Source organism: Sulfitobacter alexandrii (assembly GCF_001886735.1).
Classification (GTDB): Bacteria; Pseudomonadota; Alphaproteobacteria; order Rhodobacterales; family Rhodobacteraceae; genus Sulfitobacter; species Sulfitobacter alexandrii.
This window is the reverse complement of record NZ_CP018076.1, coordinates 732278-750945: the sequence shown is the minus strand read 5'-3', so window position 1 is coordinate 750945 and position 18668 is coordinate 732278. Positions and strand designations below refer to the sequence as shown.

The following is an 18668-nucleotide window of genomic DNA, read 5'->3' as shown; positions in this document are numbered from 1 at the left end:
CCGCGCGGGGATTGCCAGATGGGCAGCGCCCGGCTAAAGCGCGGCCATGCCACGCTATGCCCTGAAAATCGAATACCACGGCGCGCCTTTCGTCGGCTGGCAAAGGCAGACGAACCTCGCGTCGGTACAGGGCGCGATCGAAGCGGCGCTGGCCCGGCTGGAACCACGCGACCACACCATCGTCGCGGCGGGGCGCACCGACGCGGGCGTGCATGCGCTCGCACAGGTCGCGCATTGCGACATGGAAACCGCATGGGATGCCTTCCGGCTGTCGGAGGCGCTGAATTACCACCTTAAGCCGCTGCCTATCGCGATCACCGACTGCCGCGCCGTGTCAGATGATTTTCACGCCCGGTTCTCGGCCCGCGAGCGGCGCTACCTGTTCCGCATCCTGTCGCGGCGGGCGCCGGCGACGCACTGCGCGGGACTGGTCTGGCAGATCAAGCACCAGCTCGACCTCGAGGCCATGCGGCAGGCGGCAGGCCTCCTGCTGGGCAAGCACGACTTCACCACTTTCCGGTCGACTGTCTGCCAGGCCGACAGCCCGGTCAAGACGCTGGACAGGCTGGATATTGAGCGGGTCGAGACCCCGGGCGGGCCGGAGTACCATTTCGACGTGCGGGCCCGGTCGTTCCTGCATAACCAGGTCCGCAGCTTCGTCGGCTCGCTGGAGCGTGTCGGCACCGGCTCCTGGTCGCCCGAAGACATGCAGCGGGCGCTCGACGCCCGCGATCGGGCCGCCTGTGGTCCGGTCTGCCCGCCGCAGGGGCTTTATCTGGCCCATGTCGGTTATCCGGACGATCCCTTCGCCTGAGCAGGAACGCCGGATGGTAAAAGTCGGGCGGGCGGCGGCCTTTCAGACCGGCGCCCCCCAGGTGCCGTGATGCCGACCGGTCGTATCCGTCCGCTCGAACCCATGGTGGCCGAAGAAATCGCGCTGCGCCTGGATCAGGTCGGCGGTGCCGCGCCCGCGGCGGATCGTGTCGTACCACGCCATCGCGGCGGAAAGCGCGGGCAAGGCGATGCCCATCGACACGCCGGCTGCCAGCACCCTGCGCAAGGCCGGGATCGTCTCGGCCAGCCGTGCGCGCATCGCCGGGGCCAGGATCAGATGCCCGTGGGGCAGCGCGCCCCTGAACGCCGACGCAAAGTCATCCAGCAAGGCCGAGCGGATGATGCAGCCGGCGCGCCAGATGTCGGATACGCGGGCCAGGTCGAGTTCCCAGCCGAATTCCGCTGACGCGGCGGACAGGATGCGGAACCCCTGCGCGTGCGACAGGATGCGCCCCGCCAGCAGCGCCTGTTCAAGGTCCGCGTCGGAGGGCATCGACGCGTTCTGCGTCCCGGCGGGCAGCAGCGGCTCGGCCGCCTCCCGCGCGTCCTTCTCCAAGGACCAGCCCCGCGCACCGACGGCTGCCTCGATCGTGCTGGCCGACTGGCCCATCCGCAGCGCTTCGATCAGGGTCCAGCGTCCGGTGCCCTTCTGACCCGCCTGGTCCCGGATCATGTCGACCATCGGCCGGCCGGTCGGCTCATCGGTGGCGGACAGGACTGCCGCGGTCACGTCCACGAGGTATGATTTCAGCGGCCCGTCCCGCCAGCTTTGGAAAAGGGCCCCGATGGCCGGCGCCTGCTGGCCGCCCCCGTCGCGCATCAGCCCGTAGACCTCTGCGATCATCTGCATGTCGGCGTATTCGATCCCGTTGTGCACGGTCTTGACGAAATGGCCCGCACCGTCCGGGCCCAGATGCGCCACGCAGGGCGTCCCCTCGAAGGTCGCCGCGATCGCCTCGAGCATCGGCCGAAGCTGCCGCCACGAATGATCCGTGCCCCCCACCATCATCGAGGGGCCGTGGCGCGCGCCTTCTTCGCCTCCGGAAACACCCATGCCGACGAAATGCAGGCCCTGCGCATCCAGTGCCGCCGACCGGCGGCGGGTATCGTGGAAGTCCGCGTTGCCGCCGTCGATGATCGTGTCGCCCGGTTCCAGCAAGGGCGCGATCCGCGCGATCATCTCGTCCATCGGCGCGCCGGACGGGATCATGAACAGGACCGACCGCGGCTTCGAGAGCGCCGCGACGAACTCTTCGAGGTCCGCAAGGCCCACCAGATGATCCAGCAGCGGGCCCGCCTCCGCCAGAAAAGGCGCGATCCACTCGGCCTCCCGGTTCGACACCGCGACGGTGAAGCCTTTTTCAGCCAGGTTCAGGGCGAGCGCCGATCCCATTGTCCCGAGGCCGAACACACCTATATCTGCAGTGACGACCATGATCGCTCCTTCGTTTGCCTGTCTGCAAAGTGATCGCTGGGCCCGCGCGGCGCAAGACCACAGATTGGAATTGCATTTCGCGCCGGAACAAGTTATCCACAGACGCATACAAGGTTCTGATATTAAAAAAGAATTAACAGGCAAAACCGATGATGCACGCCTTTCGCCTCGCTTGGGCCGAGATGGTCCTACCGTTCCTGAAGCGCCCCAAGCGCCTACAGGTGGCCGCGCTGTGCTATCGTGATACGCCCGCGGGCAAGCGCGTCCTGCTGATCACCAGCCGCGACACGGGCCGCTGGATCGTGCCGAAGGGCTGGCCGATCGACGGGCTCGACGGTCCCGGTGCGGCGCTGCAGGAAGCCTGGGAGGAAGCCGGCGTGCGCGAAGCCGATATCGAAAGCGCCCCGGTCGGGTTCTACGACTATGACAAGGGTCTGAGCGAAGGCCTGACCATGCCGGTCGAGGCGCAGGTCTATCTGACCCGCGTGAAGGATCTGCGCGAAGAGTATCCCGAGGCCGATCAGCGCAAGCGCGCATGGTTTTCGCCCGAAGAGGCGGCGGCGCTGGTGGAAGAGCCCGATCTGCAAGCCATCCTGCGCGCGCTCTGAGCCGCCAGGGCCCACGTCCGGCGGCTTGCGCATGGCGGCCCGTTGTGACACCCCGTGTCACCAACCGAAACCATACCGGGGGCATTGAACGGGCATGAGCACCGGACCGAAGGGCAGCCAGTGGAAAACGCTGGACACCGATCTCAACCGTATTTCCCAAGTCGAACTTGCGACCGCCTACGTGTCGCGCCCCCTCGTCGCGCCGGGTATCGCGCTGGCCTTCATGGTGGTCGCGGGGATCGTTGCCGGGGTCTTCTTCGGCCAGACCTCGACCAGTTTCGTGGTGATCGCCGCAGCGGTGTTCGGCGCCTACATGGCGGTGAACATAGGGGCCAACGACGTTGCCAACAACATGGGCCCCGCGGTGGGGGCCAACGCGCTGACCATGGGCGGCGCCATCCTGATCGCCGCCCTTTGCGAAAGCGCGGGCGCCCTGCTGGCCGGGGGTGACGTGGTGTCGACCATATCCAAGGGGATCATCGATCCCGCGTCGATCGCCGATACAAGGATATTCATCTGGGCGATGATGGCGGCGCTGATCTCGTCGGCCCTGTGGGTCAACCTCGCCACATGGGTCGGCGCCCCCGTCTCGACCACCCATTCGGTCGTCGGCGGCGTGATGGGCGCGGGCATCGCGGCGGCAGGCATGACGGCGGTGAACTGGCCGTCCATGAGCATGATCGCCGCAAGCTGGGTGATCTCGCCGGTGCTCGGCGGCACGGTCGCCGCCGCCTTCCTCGCCTTCATCAAGGCGCGCATCCTCTATCGGGAAGACAAGATCGCCGCGTCGCGCACATGGGTGCCGGTGCTGGTGGGCATCATGGCAGGTGTCTTTGCCGCTTACCTTGCGCTGAAAGGGCTGAACAAGGTCATTTCCATCGACATGCCCACCGCGCTGCTCATCGGTCTGGTGCTGGGGGTGGCGACCTATGCGATCTCCTCGCCGCTGATCCGGCGCAGGTCCGAAGGCATGGAGAACCGCAACAAGTCGGTGAAGGTCCTTTTCGGCCTGCCGCTGGTGTTCTCCGCCGCGCTGCTGAGTTTCGCCCACGGTGCCAACGACGTCGCGAACGCCGTGGGCCCGCTGGCCGCGATCGTTCACGCCAGCCAGTTCGGCGGTTTCGAGGCGCAGGTGAACATCCCTCTCTGGGTGATGATCATCGGCGCCTTCGGCATCTCCTTCGGCCTGTTCCTCTTTGGGCCAAAGCTGATCCGGATGGTCGGCAGCCAGATCACCAAGCTCAATCCCATGCGCGCCTACTGCGTCGCGCTGTCGGCCGCGATCACCGTCATCATCGCCTCCTGGCTAGGTCTGCCGGTGAGTTCCACCCACATCGCGGTCGGCGGCGTCTTCGGCGTCGGCTTCTATCGCGAATGGCACATGGAGCGGCGCCTGCGCCGGCCCGATGTGGCCGTCGGCACCGTCAAGCGCATCGCCCCCGAGGAACGCCGCCGCCGGAAACTGGTGCGCCGGTCGCACTTCATGACCATCATCGCCGCATGGGTCATCACCGTGCCAGCGGCCGCCTCGATCTCGGCGGTGGTCTTTCTCGTGCTCAACGCGGTGGTGAACTGATCCGGCGTCAGGCCCGCCCAAGTTCCGAGCGCAGGGCCGCGGCGGGAAGGTTGGGCAAGCCCTGCCCGGCCAGTTCGGCGGTCTCGATCAGGTCCAGCACCAGCCGGGCGATCGGCGTGCGCCGTCCCGCGGATTCTCCCAGCCGGATGACCTCGCCCTGAAGCGCGTCGATCTCGGTCGGGCGATGCGCCATCAGGTCGTAGGACATGGAAGTACGCGCCTGATCGTCGATGGTCAGCATCTGCGCGGCGACTCTCGTGAACAGGGGCGTGGGCAGTCTCAGGATCCACGGCACCTTGCCGACATCCACCGGCGTGGTGGAAACCGGCCTGATGCCGTGCGCGCGCAGCACGGCCAGCGCCTCCGCCCATTGATCGGCCATCAGCCGACGCCATCCCCTGTCGTGCAGCTGTGCCTTCAGCGGCAGGCCACTGAGCGCGTTCAGCGCGTTGTTGAGATTGATCAGGAACTTGCCCCACTGCACCGCTTCGATATCGCGGCTTTCGGTCACGCGCAGATGGGGCACACCAAGCACCGCCCCGAGGTCATCTGGCCCTGCCTCTATCACGATGTCGCCGCTGGTTGCCCGATGGTAGCCCCCCTGCCCGAGCGGGACGACGTTGAAGGGCACCATTCCCCCGCGCAGATCCCGCCCCGGCAGCATGTCGCGCAGGGTAGCGGCATTACTCACGCCATTCTGCAGGCTCACGACCGGGCATTTCGCGGGCGCGTGCCGGTCGATCAGCCGGGCGATCTGGGCGGTGGCGCCGGATTTCACCGTGACCAGCACAAGGTCGGCGCCGGCCAGACAGGTCGGATCTTCTGACAGCGCAAGCCGTTCCGCGCTGACCTTCTGCGCCATGCCGTCGAAATCGGTCAGGGTCAGCCCGTGCGTGCGGATCTCGGCCGCCACCCGAGCGCGCAGCAGCAGCGTGACCTGCGCCCCCGCCGCCGCCAGCAGCCCCCCGACGAAACAGCCGATGGCACCGGCCCCGGCAACGACGATATGGGGGTCGGCGCGCATCGTGGCCTTATCGGCCCAGGCAGTGACGCATGATGGCCTTCTGCGCGTGCAGCCGGTTCTCGGCCTCGTCGAATATCACGGAGTTCGGCCCGTCCATCACCGCGCTTGTCGCCTCGTCCTCGCGGTGGGCGGGCAGGCAATGCATGAACAGGGCGTCCTTCTTGGCCCGCGCCATCAGCGCCTCGTTCACCTGGTAGCCGCGCAGCTGGTTGTGACGGCGTTCGCGGGCGGACTGGGGGTCGTGCATGCTGACCCAGGTGTCCGTGACCACGAGGTCGGCGCCCTCCACCGCCCTGTGCGGATCCCGCTCGACCGTGTAGAGCCCGTCGAGCGCCGGTTCGGGATCGAGCGGGGGCGGGCCGGTGAACACGAGATCGAACTCGAACTGCCTGGCGGCGTGGGCAAAGCTGGCGAAGACGTTGTTGCCGTCGCCCGACCAGACCACCTTCTTGCCCTTGATCGGGCCGCTGTGCTCCTCGAAGGTCATCACGTCGGCCATGATCTGGCAGGGGTGGCTGCGGTTGGTCAGGCCGTTGATCACCGGCACGCTGGCGTATTCGGCCATGTCGAGCAGGGTCTGTTCCTCGAAGGTGCGGATCATGATCAGATCCACGTAGCGCGACAGGACGCGGGCGGTGTCCGCGATGGTCTCGCCGTGGCCCAGCTGCATGTCGGCGCCCGACAGCACCATCGTCTGGCCGCCCATCTGGCGCACGCCCACATCGAACGACACCCGCGTCCGGGTGGACGGTTTCTCGAAGATCAGCGCGACCATGTGGTCCTTCAGCGGCTGCTCGTCGTCGGGTGCCCCCCTTGGCCTGCCGTTTCGCGCGGTCTTCATGCTGCGGGCGTTGTCGATGATGGACCGCAGATCGGCGGTATCGGTCGTGTGGATGTCCAGGAAATGGGTCATGGGTAAGCTCTTTGTTGTGGGAGCCGGGGGTTTTCCACCCCCGGACCCCCGGAGAGTATTCTTGGCATAAAGAAGATCAGGACGGCGCGAGGCTGCCGGCGGCGCGGTCTAGGCGAGAGACAGCCTCGGCGATTTCGTCGTCGGTGATCGTGAGCGGCGGCAGGAGCCTCACGACATTGTCGCCCGCGGGCACGGTGATGACCTCGGCGGTGTAGCCTGCGGCCACCAGATCGGCCGGGGCGACCTTGCACTTGAGGCCCAGCATCAGCCCGGAACCGCGGACGCCCTCCAGCACGTCGGGGTGGCTTGCGACCAGCCCCTCCAGCTTCTGCCGCAGCAGGCCCGCCTTGCGGTTCACCTCGGCAAGGAAACCGGGGTCGGCCACGATGTCCATCACGGCGCAGCCCACGGCACAGCCCAGCGGGTTGCCCCCGTAGGTGGAGCCGTGGGTGCCCGCGGTCATGCCGCTGGCGGCGTCCTCGGTCGCCAGCACCGCGCCCAGCGGGAAGCCCCCGCCGATGCCCTTGGCCACCATCATGATGTCGGGTGTCACCCCCGCCCACTCGTGGGCGAACAGCTTGCCGGTACGCCCCACACCGCATTGGACCTCGTCGAGGATCATCAGGATGCCATGTTCGTCGCAAAGATCGCGCAGCCCCTTGAGGCAGGCGTCGGGCAGCGGGCGGATGCCGCCCTCGCCCTGCACCGGCTCGACCAGCACCGCGCAGGTCCGGTCGGTGATCGCGGCGCGCAGCGCGTCGTGGTTGCCGAACGCCAGATGCACGAATCCGGGCAGCAGGGGGCCGAAGCCCTTGGTCATCTTCTCGGAGCCGGCGGCGGCGATCCCGGCCGAAGAACGACCGTGGAAGGAGCCGTCGAAGGTGATGATCTCCACCCGTTCGGGCTGACCCTTGTCATAAAAATACTTGCGCGCCATCTTGACCGCCAGCTCGCAGCTTTCGGTGCCCGAGTTGGTGAAGAACACCGTATCGGCAAAGGTCGCCTCGACCAGCTTGTCCGCCAGGGCCTGCTGCTGCGGGATCTGGTAGAGGTTGGACGTGTGCCAAAGCGCCCCGGCCTGCGCGGTCAGCGCCTCGGTCAGCCCGGGGTGCGCATGGCCCAGCGCGTTGACGGCGATTCCGGCGCCGAGGTCCAGGAAACGTCGTCCGTCCGCCTCGATGAGCCAGGTGCCTTCGCCCTTCACGAAGCTGAGGGGCGCACGGTTGTAGGTCGGCAGGACAGAAGAGATCATCTGGAGTTCCTATGATGGGGCCGCGAAAAGCCCAAATGGGCATGGGCGGCGTGCAGGGTCAAGAGATTTGGGGTGGTGCGGTGCACCGGGGATCGGACCTGCGGTCGGCAGGTCACGCCAAAGGCGTTTCAGCCGCGGCGTCGTCGTGACGGGATATGTCGCAAGGTGATCATGGGGTGTTTTCTATGCAGCGCGGAGGCGTTTGCCCAGCCCCAAAAGACGGCTTGCCTCGACATCGCGTTGCGGCCATAGCAGGCCCATGTATCAGGCACGGGTCCAGAACAACGCACTTGCCGCCGGTTTGATCGGGGTGGCGACGGCCTTTCTCGCCGCCTGCACGCTGATGGCCAAGACACTGGGCGGCGATACCTTCGGCGCGCCGCTGCCCGCCCTTCAGATCAGCCATGGGCGGTTTCTCTTTGCCTTCGTCGCGGTCGGCACCGCCGCGCTGGTGCTGCGTCCCGTGCTCGCGCGGCCGCACTGGGGGCTGCACGTCGCGCGCACGGCCTGCGGCTGGGGCGGGATCACGCTGATCTTCGCGGCGGTCGCCTTCATCCCGCTGGCAGACGCCACGGCCATTTCATTTCTCAACCCGGTCTTCGCGATGATGCTCGCGATCCCGCTGCTGGGCGAACGGGTCGGTCCGATCCGCTGGTTCGCCGCGGTCATGGCCCTTGTCGGCGCGGCGGTGCTGCTGCGGCCCACGCCGGAAAGTTTCCAGCCCGCCGCCCTTCTGGCACTGGCCGCGGCGATGGTCATGGGCGTGGAGCTGATCTTCATCAAGAAGCTGGCGCGGCGCGAGAACCCGTTCCAGATCCTGCTGTTCAACAACCTCATCGGCCTTTGCATCGCGACGCTGGCCGTGCTGCCTGTCTGGCAGCCGCCGACCGCCGCCCAATGGGGTATCCTGGCCGGGATCGGCTTCTGCATGGCGCTGGCGCAGGCCTGTTTCGTGAACGCCATGGCGCGGGCCGACGCAAGCTTCGTCGCGCCGTTCAGCTACGGCACCCTCATTTTCGCGGCGCTCTACGACCTGGCCTTCTTCGGCGTGGTGCCGGACGCGGTATCCGTTGTCGGCGCTGCCATCATCATTGCCGGCGCCGTCCTCCTGGCCCTGCGGGAGGCACGGCAGAAACCGCAACCGCCCCGGCCCACGACGGCCGTGTGACGCTTCCTCCCTTGCACCCGTCAGAGGAGTGATTAGAATAGGGGCCTGACTTTGACAAAGCGGCCACTGAAGAAGGGCCGCTTTTTAACTGGGGAAACCTGCCATGTCCTGGACCGATGAGCGTGTAGAGACGCTGAAGAAGATGTGGGGCGAAGGCCAGTCCGCCAGCCAGATCGCCAAGGAACTGGGCGGCGTGACCCGGAATGCCGTGATCGGCAAGGTTCACCGCCTTGGACTGTCCAACCGTGCCGCGTCGGGCACGGCGGCGAACCCGCCGGCGGCCAAGCCCGAACCCAAGCCCAAGCCCGAGCCGAAGCCCAAGGCGGCGGCGAAAGCCGAGAAGCCCGAAATGAAGACCGAGGCGGCGACACCGGCAAAGCCGACCCTGCCTGCGCGCAAGCAGATCATTCCGGCGGGCCAGCCGCTGCCGCCGCAGCCCTCGGCGAACGAGATCAGCCCCGAAGCCCTGGCGAAGGTCAACGAGGTCGAGAAGAAGGCCAAGCGGATCGGCCTGATGGACCTGACCGAACGCACCTGCAAATGGCCGGTCGGCGACCCCGCGACCGAAGATTTCTGGTTCTGCGGCCTGCCGGTCAAGCAGGGCAAGCCCTATTGCGAGGCACACGTCGGCGTCGCGTTCCAGCCGATGTCCGCACGCCGCGACCGGCGCCGCTGACCGGCGGGCGCCGGATCGGCCTGCAACAAACCCAACGCGCAATTGAATTGCACCGCTTCTCCGGCCGTGGTTGATGATGTCGTCACCTGCCGGAGAACCACCGCCCATGACCGAAACCATCCGTGCCGCCGATGCGCTGGCCCGCCGCCTCTTTGCCGCGGGCTGCCGCACGGCCTTCGGCATGCCGGGCGGCGAGGTGCTGACCCTGATAGACGCGCTTGAACGCGCCGGTATCCGCTTCGTCCTCGCGAAACACGAGAATGCCGCCGGGTTCATGGCCGAAGGCGTGCATCACGTCGATGGCGCCCCGGCGATCCTCGTGGGGACGATCGGTCCGGGCGTGCTGAACGGGGTGAACACGGTCGCCAACGCGCTTCAGGACCAGGTGCCGCTGATCGTGCTGTCGGGCTGCATGGACGCGGACGAGGCGCAAAGCTACACCCACCAGGTGCTGGACCAGGCCGCCGTGCTCAGGCCGCTCACGAAAGCGCAGTTCACGCTGAACGCGGGCGCCGCCCACCTGATCGCGGACAAGGCGGTGGCCATCGCGACAGAGGGCCGTCACGGCCCGGTCCATATCGATGTGCCGATCTCGGTCGCGGACGCGCAGGTGCCGGCGCGCGCCCCTGCCCCGCGTGCGCCGGCCTCGGTCCGTGCGCCGCACGGGACCGACCTGGCCGAGGCCAGACAGTGGCTGGCGCAGGCGGAAAGACCGGTCATGATCGTCGGCGTCGATGCCCTGAACCAGCGGGCCGAGGCAGCGGTGCGCGCCTTTGCCGAGGACCGCCGCGTTCCGGTCATCACCACCTACAAGGCAAAGGGGATCCTGCCCGAGGATCACGCGATGTCCCTTGGCGGCGCGGGACTGTCGCCGTTGGCGGACCGTCACCTTCTGCCGTTTGTCCAGTCCGCGGACCTGATCCTTTGTGTCGGCTACGACCCGATCGAAATGCGGCCCGGCTGGAAAGACGTCTGGAATCCGGAGCGGCAGCGCGTGATCGACATCACCGCCGTGCCGAACCACCATTACATGCACCAGGCCACGCTGAACTTTGTCACCGACTGCACACCGACGCTGGAGGCGCTGGCCGAAGGCGTCACGGGGCGCGACACCTGGGCGAACGGCGAGATTGACAGCCTCAAGGCGACGCTCGCCACGGCATTTCCCCGGCACGAGGACTGGGGGCCCGCCGCCGTCATCGACACCTGCCGCGCCGTGCTGCCCCTAGACACGATTGCCACCGTGGACAGCGGCGCCCACCGCATCCTGCTGAGCCAGATGTGGGAGTGCCCCGCCCCGCGCACCCTGCTGCAATCCTCCGCCCTGTGCACCATGGGCTGCGCGGTGCCTCTGGCCATCGGCGCGAAGCTGGCGAATTCCGACCGGCCGGTGGTTTCCTTCTCGGGCGATGCGGGGTTCCTGATGGTGGCGGGCGAACTGGCCACCGCCGCCGAACTGGATCTTGCCCCGATTTTCGTGGTGTTCGTGGACGCGTCGCTTGCGCTCATCGAGAAAAAGCAGCGCGAACGCCAGTTGCACAACGCCGGCGTGGATTTTGCCCGGCACAACTTTGCCGCGATGGGGGTCGCCTTTGGCGGCAACGGCGTTACGGTCCATGACCGTGCCGCGCTGGAAGAAGCGCTGACAAGCGCCCTGAACGCCGACAGGTTCACCGTCATCGCCGCCATCATCGACAGGGGGGCCTACGATGGCCGGATCTAAGGGGGCCCTCGACGGCATCTTCGTGCTCGATCTCAGCCGGATCCTTGCCGGGCCGACTTGCACGCAGCTGCTTGGCGATCTCGGCGCCACGGTAATCAAGGTCGAGCATCCCGGCACGCGCGGCGATGACACCCGTGGGTGGGGGCCGAACTATGCCCTGGACCGCGACGGCAACAGGACGGACCTTTCGGCCTATTTCATGGCCGCGAACCGCAACAAGAAATCCGTCGCGCTCGACATCGCCACGCCCGAAGGACAGGCCATTCTGCACAGGATGGTGACCCGGGCGGATGTGGTCGTGGAAAATTTCAAACCCGGCGGGCTCAAGAAATACGGGCTCGACCACGCCACGCTGCGCGCACGGCATCCCGGCCTTGTATACTGTTCAATCTCCGGCTTCGGCCAGGATGGGCCGAACAGTGCCAGACCGGGATATGACCTGATGGCGCAGGGTTTCGGCGGGATCATGTCGATCACCGGAGAGCCGGACGGCGCTCCGATGAAGGTCGGTGTCGGTATCGCGGACGTGATGTGCGGCATGTACGCGGCCATCGGCATCCTTGCCGCCCTGCGCCACCGCGATGCCACGGGCGAAGGGCAGCACATCGACCTCGCCCTTGTGGACAGCGCCATGGCATGGCTGGTCAACGAGGGCACGAACTTCCTGACGTCGAACACCCTGCCGGAACGGCGCGGCAACGCGCACCCCAACATCGTGCCCTATGACGCCTTCGAATGCGCCGATGGTCACATCCTGCTGGCGGTGGGGAACGACGCGCAGTTCGCCCGCTTCTGCGATACGGTGGGTCTTGCGCAGGAGGACCGCTTTTCCACCAACCTCAGGCGGATCGAGAACCGCACGGCCCTGATGGCGGAAATCGCGCCGGTCCTGCGGAACAGGCAAAAGGCCGAACTGCTCGAACGGCTGCAGGCGGCGGGCGTGCCCTGCGGACCGATCAACACCATTTCCGAAGCGCTGGAATCGTCCCAGGCAAAGGCGCGCGGCGCGGTTGTCGAGATCCCCGCGGGCGACGTGGCCGGCGGGCTGGTGCGCCTGCTTGGCAATCCGCTCAAGATGTCGGCAACGCCGGTTCGTTACGACCGGCCTCCGCCGCGCTTCGGGCAGGATACCGATGAGATCATTGCCGAATTTGGCGGCGATTTGTTGCAGGACTAGGCAGAGCTTCTGCCATGCCGGGAATTTGCGCGGTAAATCGCTCAACCACAGGTTCATTTCGGCGGGATTTGTCACATTGCCTCACGGAACCGAGTATCAGCTTCACGTTGACGTGTGACACGGCCATGTGCTGCCCGGGATTGCCCGTTGGAAGGTAAGGTATGGGCACCCGAAAACGGACCTGAAGGCGAAGCTGAATGAACCACGATATCTGCGATGCCCCCGTGGCGCTGTCCGGCCCCGACGAGATGGGCAGCTGGAACGCGATGATCCGCGCCTTTCTCGCGCACAAGCCTTCGACACCGCAGCACCTTGCCGATACCCTCGATGCCGCGCCGCAGTTCGCCATGGGTCATGCCGCGCGCGGTCTCTTCGCGCTGATGCTGGGCCGGGCCGAGATGTGGCAGGTGGCCGAGGACGCCCGGACGGCGGCGCACGCGGCGGCCCGCGACTGTCCGCCATCGGCCCGGGAACGGGGCTGGCTGGACGCGCTGGACCAGTGGCTGGCGGACAGTCCGACCGGCGCGGTCGCTGCCCTTGAAACGGTCATGCAGCACTGGCCGCAGGATACACTGAGCGCCAAGGCAAGTCATGGCATCCGGTTCATTCTGGGCGATGCGGCGGGCATGCGCGCGTCCGTCGAACGGGTGTTGCCCGCCCACGGCGCCGACCATCCGCTGCGCGGCTACCTGATGGGATGCCATGCCTTCACACTCGAGGAGACGGGCGCCTATGCGGCGGCGGAACGGGCTGGCCGTGCCGGGCTGACCCTTGCGCCCGACGATGCATGGGGATTGCACGCGGTGGCCCATGTCCATGACATGCGCAGCGAACCCGAGGCCGGGATCGCGCTGATCGAGACTTTCCGCGGTGCCTGGGACGGGAGCAACAATTTCCGCTATCACGTCTGGTGGCACAAGGCGCTGCTGCATCTTGACCGGGGCGAGACCGACGTGGCGCTCTCGCTCTACGATACCCGCATCCGCGCGGAGCGCACCGACGACTACCGCGACATCGCCAACGCCACGTCGCTGCTGATGCGGCTGCAGCTCGAAGGGGTGGACGTGGGCGACCGCTGGGAGGAACTGGGCGACCTCGCGGTCCACCGCATCGACGATGGCTGTGTCGTCTTTGCCGATCTGCACTATCAGCTTGCGCTGGCCGGCGCGGACAAGCGGCGCGCCATGCAGGACATGGCGGCCCGCTTTGCCCGCGACGCCGCGAAATCGGGTGACATGGCCGTACGTGTGGCCGATCCGGGCCTCTCGGCACTTGCCGGGCTTACCGCCTTTTCCGAAGGCCGCTACAGCGCCGCTTTCCTGAATCTGAGTACCGCACGACCGAAACTGCAGAGCATCGGCGGAAGTCACGCGCAACGCGATGTTTTCGAAAGAATGACCATTGACGCGGGTTTGCGCGCGGGCCATCTCGACGCGACGGAGCAGATCCTTCTGGACCGGCTGGCGCTGCGTGCAGGGCATGCGGATCGTTTTGCCGAAAGCCGGCTAGAGCAGCTTTCGCACCTTCGACGTATCCCCGCACAATAGCATCGAGACTTCTGACGACATGACCATCGCCGACACCGACAAGTTCCCCTCCCGCCCGGTCACCGCCCTGGGCGAGAGGTCTCCCGTGCGGGTCCGCGACCTGCGGCTCGACTTCTTTCGCGGGATCGCGATGTTCATCATCCTGTTTGCCCATACCCCCGGCAACCTGCTGACGCTCTGGATTCCCGCGCGCTGGGGTTTTTCCGACGCGACCGAAATCTTCGTGTTCTGCTCGGGAATGGCCTCGGCCATCGCCTTTGGCGGGGCCTTTGCCCGCGTCGGCTGGGTGCTTGGGACGGCGCGGGTGCTGTTCCGTGTCTGGCAGGTCTACTGGGCGCACGTGGGGCTGTTCGTGGCCACTCTGGCGATGACGGTCTATCTGACCGATCTCGACATCACCGGAGAGAACTACTGGGGCCAGCTGAATCTCTGGCCGGTTTTTGTCGAGAGCGACAAGTGGGAGAATCCGAATATCCTGCTGTCCTTCATGACACTTAGCTATGTCCCGAACTATTTCGACATCCTGCCCATGTACATGATCGTTCTGCTGCTGATGCCGGTGGTCATGGCACTGGCCAAGGTCGACCTGCGCCTTGTCGCGGCCTTTGTCATCGTCACATGGCTGCTGGCTCAGGACGCCCTGCTGCAGGCGCTGGGATTGGGCGCGTGGCATCTGGAATTCCCCGCAGAACCCTGGAGCGACCGTAGCTGGTTCTTCAATCCCTTCGGCTGGCAGCTGATCTTCTTCACCGGCTTCGCCTTCATGCGGGGATGGCTGCCGAAACCGCCGGTCAGCGCCGGGCTCTTTGCCCTTGCGACTTTCCTTGTCCTCGCCAACATCCCGTTGTCGAACATCGGCGTGCGCGTTCTCGGGCTGGAATGGGCCGCCGACTGGCGCGAGGCCAACGCGGCCCTTTTCGACAAGTCCGACTTCGCGATCCTGCGCTACGTGCATTTCCTCAGCCTCGCCTACGTCTTCTGGGTGATTGCCGGGGACCGGGGCGAAAACCTGCTGGCGCGCGGCAGCGGTGCCCTTTCGCGACTGTGGGAGGGCCTCGTGACCGTGATCCTCAAGGTCGGTCAGCAAAGCCTCGCCGTCTTCGTATTCAGCATGTTCACCGCCCGTGTCCTCGGCTTTGTCATGGACGTGGCCGGGCGTGACGTTTTCACCACCCTTGCCGTGAACCTCCTTGGCTGCGTGCTGCTGGTCGCCGTCGCTTATGGCGCGGGCTGGTTCAAGTCACAGCCCTGGCGTCAGAAGAAAGCCGCATCATGATCCGACGTGACGTTCTGAAAATGCTGGCGGCGCTGGCCGCCCTGCCCAGCGCCGCCTCGTCCGAGGAACCGGGCCTGACGCTGGGCGAACCCGGCGCGCCCTTCGGCCCCGACACGGTCACGAATCGTGCACGCATTCTCGCCGGAAAGCCCTACACGCCCCGCCCGGTGATTCCGCAGGGGTGGCGCGACCTCAGCTACGACCAGTATCGCCAGATCTGGTTCGACGGGCGCAACGCGCTCTGGGAAGGCGCGGACTCGCCGCAGCGGGTCGATGTCTTTCCTCCCGGTCTATACTTTCCACAGGCCGTGGCGATGTACGTGGTCGAGAACGGGACGGCACGGCCCGTTACCTTCGACATGGGCGTCTTCGACACCACGGACCAGTTTCCGGACCTGCCGGTGGACGAAACGCTGGGATATTCAGGTCTGCGGCTGCGGGCGGAACTGGAGAAACAGGGCATCTTTCAGGAATACGCGGTATTCCAAGGGGCCAGCTATTTCCGGGGCATCGGCAATGGTGAGACCTATGGCCTGTCCGCGCGGGGGCTCGCGCTCAAGACCGGTGACCCGGAGGGCGAGGAATTTCCCGATTTCACGGCCTTCTGGCTGGAGCGTCCCGCAGCGGACAGCACCAACATCGTTCTGCACGCGCTGCTCGACAGCCCGTCCTGCACCGGAGCCTACCGGTTCGACATTACCCACGGCCCCGTCCTGCAGATGAAGGTCAGGGCGACGCTTTTCGCCCGCGAGGAACTGACCCACGTGGGCATTGCGCCGCTCACCTCGATGTTCCTGTTCGACGACACCATGCGCCAGCGGTTCTCCGACTTCCGCCCGGCCGTGCACGACAGCGACGGGCTGCTGATGCACAACGGCGGCGGCGAGGTGATCTGGCGGCCCCTGTCCAACCCCCTGTCGCTGCAGATCAGCAGTTTCGTGGACAACAACCCGCGTGGCTTCGGGCTGCTTCAGCGCAAGCGGAAATTCTCGGATTTCAACGACCTCGAGGCACTCTACCATAACCGGCCCGCGGTCTGGATCACCCCCGGCGAAGACTGGGGGCCCGGTGCCGTCACCCTTGTGGAAATCCCAGCCGACCTCGAGATCTATGACAACATCGTCAGCTTCTGGCGACCGGCCAAGCCGCTGGCGGCCGGGTCCGAACACCAGATGAGCTATACCATGCACTGGGGCGCTGACCCCGTGGCGGTCACGGCGGACGTCCCGGTCAAGGTGCTCAACACGGCGATCGGTGGACGCATGGAAGGGGGCATCGTCGTCGTGATCGACTTTGCCGACGGTCCGGACGTGCCCGAAGACCTTGCCGAGATCGAAGTCGTGCTGCGCGGCGGCGAAGTTTCGCTGACACCCGGCATCATTCAGCGGAACCCGGAAACCAACGGTCCGCGTCTGGCGTTCACATTTCAACCAGAAGATGCGCAGTCCGCCGAGTTCCGCGTGCAGCTGCGCCTTCGGGATGAACCTTTGAGTGAAGTCTGGCTGTATCGATGGACCGCGACATGACACCTGAGACACCGCCCTCGGCCACCACCATGCCCGAGCGTGCGCCCCTTTCCATGCAGCCGCAGGACTTCGCGCGCGCGCCGGCCCGCAGGGTCACAGCGTCTCAACCAAGGTCTCTGGGATGGCGGATCGCGGTCTTCGGCCCGGCACTGATCGGAACCGCCCTGCTGATGTACGGCCTCTACGGCTGGTTGGCCGGATCGGGGATGACCTGGCTGGAATGGGCCCTGTTGAGCATGATCGGCGCGACCTTCGTCTGGGTCACGCTGTCGGTCAGCACCGTGGGCGTCGCCATCGCGGGCCTGCTGGCAAGGCAGAACGCGGACGAACGCGCGCCCGGCGCCGTCACGCCGCTGGACGTGGCGCTGCTGGTGCCGATCTACAACGAGGTTCCCTGGGACGTCTTCGGCAACGCGGCCGCGATGTTGGCCGACCTGCACCGGCGCAAGGGAAAGCACCGCTATGCCCTCTTCATCCTGTCCGACACCCGCGACGACGACATTGCCGCGCAGGAGCGCCGCGCGTTCGAGCGCCTTCGCGCCGACGCGCCCGCCGGCATGTCCGTCCATTACCGCCGCCGCACGGCCAACACGGACAAGAAGGTCGGCAACCTGATGGACTGGATCACCGGCTGGGGTGCCGCCTATGAAGGGATGATCGTGCTTGACGCCGACAGCCTCATGACCGGCCGGGCGATCGACCGGCTCGCCAGCGAACTTTCGGCCGACCCGGACGCCGGCCTGATCCAGACCTTTCCCATGCTGATCGGCGCGGAAACGCTGTTTGCGCGCGTGCAGCAGTTTTCCAACATCGCTTATGGATGGCTGCTGGCCGAAGGCCTTGCCTTGTGGGCACGCAACGAGGGCAACTACTGGGGCCACAACGCGATCATCCGCACCCGCGCCTTCGCCGAAAGCGCGGGTCTGCCGCATCTGACCTCCGGCGGACGCGACGACCTGATCCTCAGCCACGACTTCGTCGAGGCGGGGCTGCTGCGCCGCGCCGGATGGCGGGTCCGCTTCCTGCCGCGCGTCACCGGCAGTTTCGAGGAAACCCCCGGCACGCTCATCGACTACGTCGTGCGCGACAGGCGGTGGTGCCGGGGCAATCTGCAACACCTGCGGCTGCTGGGGACGGCAGGCCTGCATCCCGTGTCGCGCTTCCATCTCTTCCATGGTGCGGTCGCTTACCTGCTCTCGCCCGCGTGGTTCATCCTGCTGGTCTTCTGGTCGCTGCTGGGCAAGGACTCCGACACGAACGTCGTGCGCTATTTCAATCAGGCCAACCCCTACTTTCCCGATTGGCCGCCGGCGATGAGCCATATCGACAGCGCGGTTTTCCTGGTCATCATGTACGCGATGCTGCTCACGCCCAAGTTGGCCGGGGCCGGTATCATCGCCTTCAGCCCCAAGGCCGTCGCGGTCTATGGCGGCAAGCGCGCGTTCGTCACGTCCTTTCTGGTCGAAGTCGCGCTTTCGGTGGCCTACGCCCCGATCATGATGATCCAGCAGACCAAGGCCGTGATGAATGCCGTCCTGACGCGGACCGAGGCCTGGGCCCCGCAGCAACGCGGCGGCAAGGGATACCCGCTGCGCACGCTGATCGGTTTTCACTGGCTGGAAACCCTGTTGGGCATCCTGCTGCTTTCTGGGCTCGCGGCGGGGCTGATCTCGCTCTGGCTGGTGCCGATCGTCTTCAGCCTGGTGATGGCGGTGCCGCTTTCCGCGCTCTCCAGCATCAACCTGTCGAATCTCGCAAGCCGAGGCTTGCGGATGGAAAGCCCCAACACGCTGCGCGAACCCGCGATCGTCGGTCAGGCGCGGCGCGCCCGCTTGCAGATCAGGACACACCTGCTGGCGCCGGAGAAGATCGCGGCGGAATGACTGCCGATTTGGGCCGACCTCCCGTGAACCGGCCCGCTTTCGGGCGCCGG

At 66.5% G+C, this 18668-nt stretch carries 15 protein-coding genes; 11 read left to right on the top strand and 4 right to left on the bottom strand.

Features of this window, described 5'->3' with window-relative positions:
* Positions 1–46 precede the first annotated feature (46 nt).
* The gene (truA, locus tag BOO69_RS03680) at positions 47–814 is read left to right on the top strand and encodes a tRNA pseudouridine(38-40) synthase TruA (RefSeq protein ID WP_071970416.1); all 768 of its coding nucleotides are present in this window, start codon (positions 47–49) and stop codon (positions 812–814) included.
* 42 nt (positions 815–856) lie between these two features.
* On the opposite strand, the gene gndA is transcribed toward truA, so the two are convergent.
* Complete coding sequence (gene gndA / locus BOO69_RS03675) at positions 857–2269, bottom strand: NADP-dependent phosphogluconate dehydrogenase (protein WP_071970414.1); 1413 nt, start codon at positions 2267–2269, stop codon at positions 857–859.
* A 149-nt stretch (positions 2270–2418) separates the two neighbouring features.
* Between gndA and BOO69_RS03670 the strand changes: the two genes are divergently transcribed.
* Together BOO69_RS03670 and BOO69_RS03665 are read left to right on the top strand one after the other, a co-directional pair.
* Positions 2419–2877: an NUDIX hydrolase gene (locus BOO69_RS03670; RefSeq protein WP_071970412.1), complete on the top strand. Its 459-nt coding sequence runs from the start codon at positions 2419–2421 to the stop codon at positions 2875–2877.
* A gap of 94 nt (positions 2878–2971) precedes the next feature.
* Entirely contained in the window at positions 2972–4453 is a 1482-nt protein-coding gene (locus BOO69_RS03665; protein ID WP_071970410.1) for an inorganic phosphate transporter, read from the top strand.
* 7 nt (positions 4454–4460) lie between these two features.
* Here BOO69_RS03665 and BOO69_RS03660 read toward each other — a convergent pair whose 3' ends face one another.
* The 3 genes from BOO69_RS03660 to BOO69_RS03650 all read right to left on the bottom strand — a co-directional run bounded on the left by BOO69_RS03660 (position 4461) and on the right by BOO69_RS03650 (position 7642).
* Positions 4461–5477 (bottom strand): 2-dehydropantoate 2-reductase, encoded by a 1017-nt coding sequence (locus BOO69_RS03660; protein WP_071970408.1) that lies wholly within the window; start codon positions 5475–5477, stop codon positions 4461–4463.
* A 7-nt stretch (positions 5478–5484) separates the two neighbouring features.
* The gene (gene argF, locus BOO69_RS03655) at positions 5485–6390 is read right to left on the bottom strand and encodes an ornithine carbamoyltransferase (RefSeq protein WP_071970406.1); all 906 of its coding nucleotides are present in this window, start codon (positions 6388–6390) and stop codon (positions 5485–5487) included.
* Positions 6391–6466: 76 nt separating this feature from the next.
* Complete coding sequence (locus BOO69_RS03650; RefSeq protein WP_071970404.1) at positions 6467–7642, bottom strand: aspartate aminotransferase family protein; 1176 nt, start codon at positions 7640–7642, stop codon at positions 6467–6469.
* Between the two features lie 259 nt (positions 7643–7901).
* Between BOO69_RS03650 and BOO69_RS03645 the strand changes: the two genes are divergently transcribed.
* The 8 genes from BOO69_RS03645 to mdoH all read left to right on the top strand — a co-directional run bounded on the left by BOO69_RS03645 (position 7902) and on the right by mdoH (position 18618).
* Positions 7902–8810 (top strand): DMT family transporter, encoded by a 909-nt coding sequence (locus tag BOO69_RS03645; protein ID WP_071970402.1) that lies wholly within the window; start codon positions 7902–7904, stop codon positions 8808–8810.
* Positions 8811–8913: 103 nt separating this feature from the next.
* Positions 8914–9486: a GcrA family cell cycle regulator gene (locus BOO69_RS03640; RefSeq protein ID WP_071970400.1), complete on the top strand. Its 573-nt coding sequence runs from the start codon at positions 8914–8916 to the stop codon at positions 9484–9486.
* 106 nt (positions 9487–9592) lie between these two features.
* On the top strand, positions 9593–11209 hold the full coding sequence (locus BOO69_RS03635) for a thiamine pyrophosphate-binding protein (protein ID WP_071970398.1): 1617 nt from the start codon (positions 9593–9595) through the stop codon (positions 11207–11209).
* Positions 11196–12386 (top strand): CaiB/BaiF CoA transferase family protein, encoded by a 1191-nt coding sequence (locus tag BOO69_RS03630; RefSeq protein WP_071970396.1) that lies wholly within the window; start codon positions 11196–11198, stop codon positions 12384–12386. Before BOO69_RS03635 ends, BOO69_RS03630 begins: the two co-directional genes overlap by 14 nt.
* A 197-nt stretch (positions 12387–12583) precedes the next feature.
* Positions 12584–13933, top strand: coding sequence for a tetratricopeptide repeat protein (locus tag BOO69_RS03625; RefSeq protein ID WP_071970394.1), 1350 nt, complete (start codon positions 12584–12586; stop codon positions 13931–13933).
* Between the two features lie 19 nt (positions 13934–13952).
* On the top strand, positions 13953–15209 hold the full coding sequence (locus BOO69_RS03620; protein ID WP_071970391.1) for an OpgC family protein: 1257 nt from the start codon (positions 13953–13955) through the stop codon (positions 15207–15209).
* Positions 15206–16735 carry an OpgD/OpgG family glucan biosynthesis protein gene (locus BOO69_RS03615; protein WP_071970389.1) on the top strand — a complete coding sequence of 510 codons (1530 nt, stop codon included), beginning with the start codon at positions 15206–15208 and terminating at the stop codon, positions 16733–16735. The genes BOO69_RS03620 and BOO69_RS03615 overlap by 4 nt, the downstream gene beginning before the upstream one ends.
* Positions 16732–18618, top strand: coding sequence for a glucans biosynthesis glucosyltransferase MdoH (gene mdoH, locus BOO69_RS03610; RefSeq protein WP_083545630.1), 1887 nt, complete (start codon positions 16732–16734; stop codon positions 18616–18618). Before BOO69_RS03615 ends, mdoH begins: the two co-directional genes overlap by 4 nt.
* Positions 18619–18668: the final 50 nt, after the last annotated feature.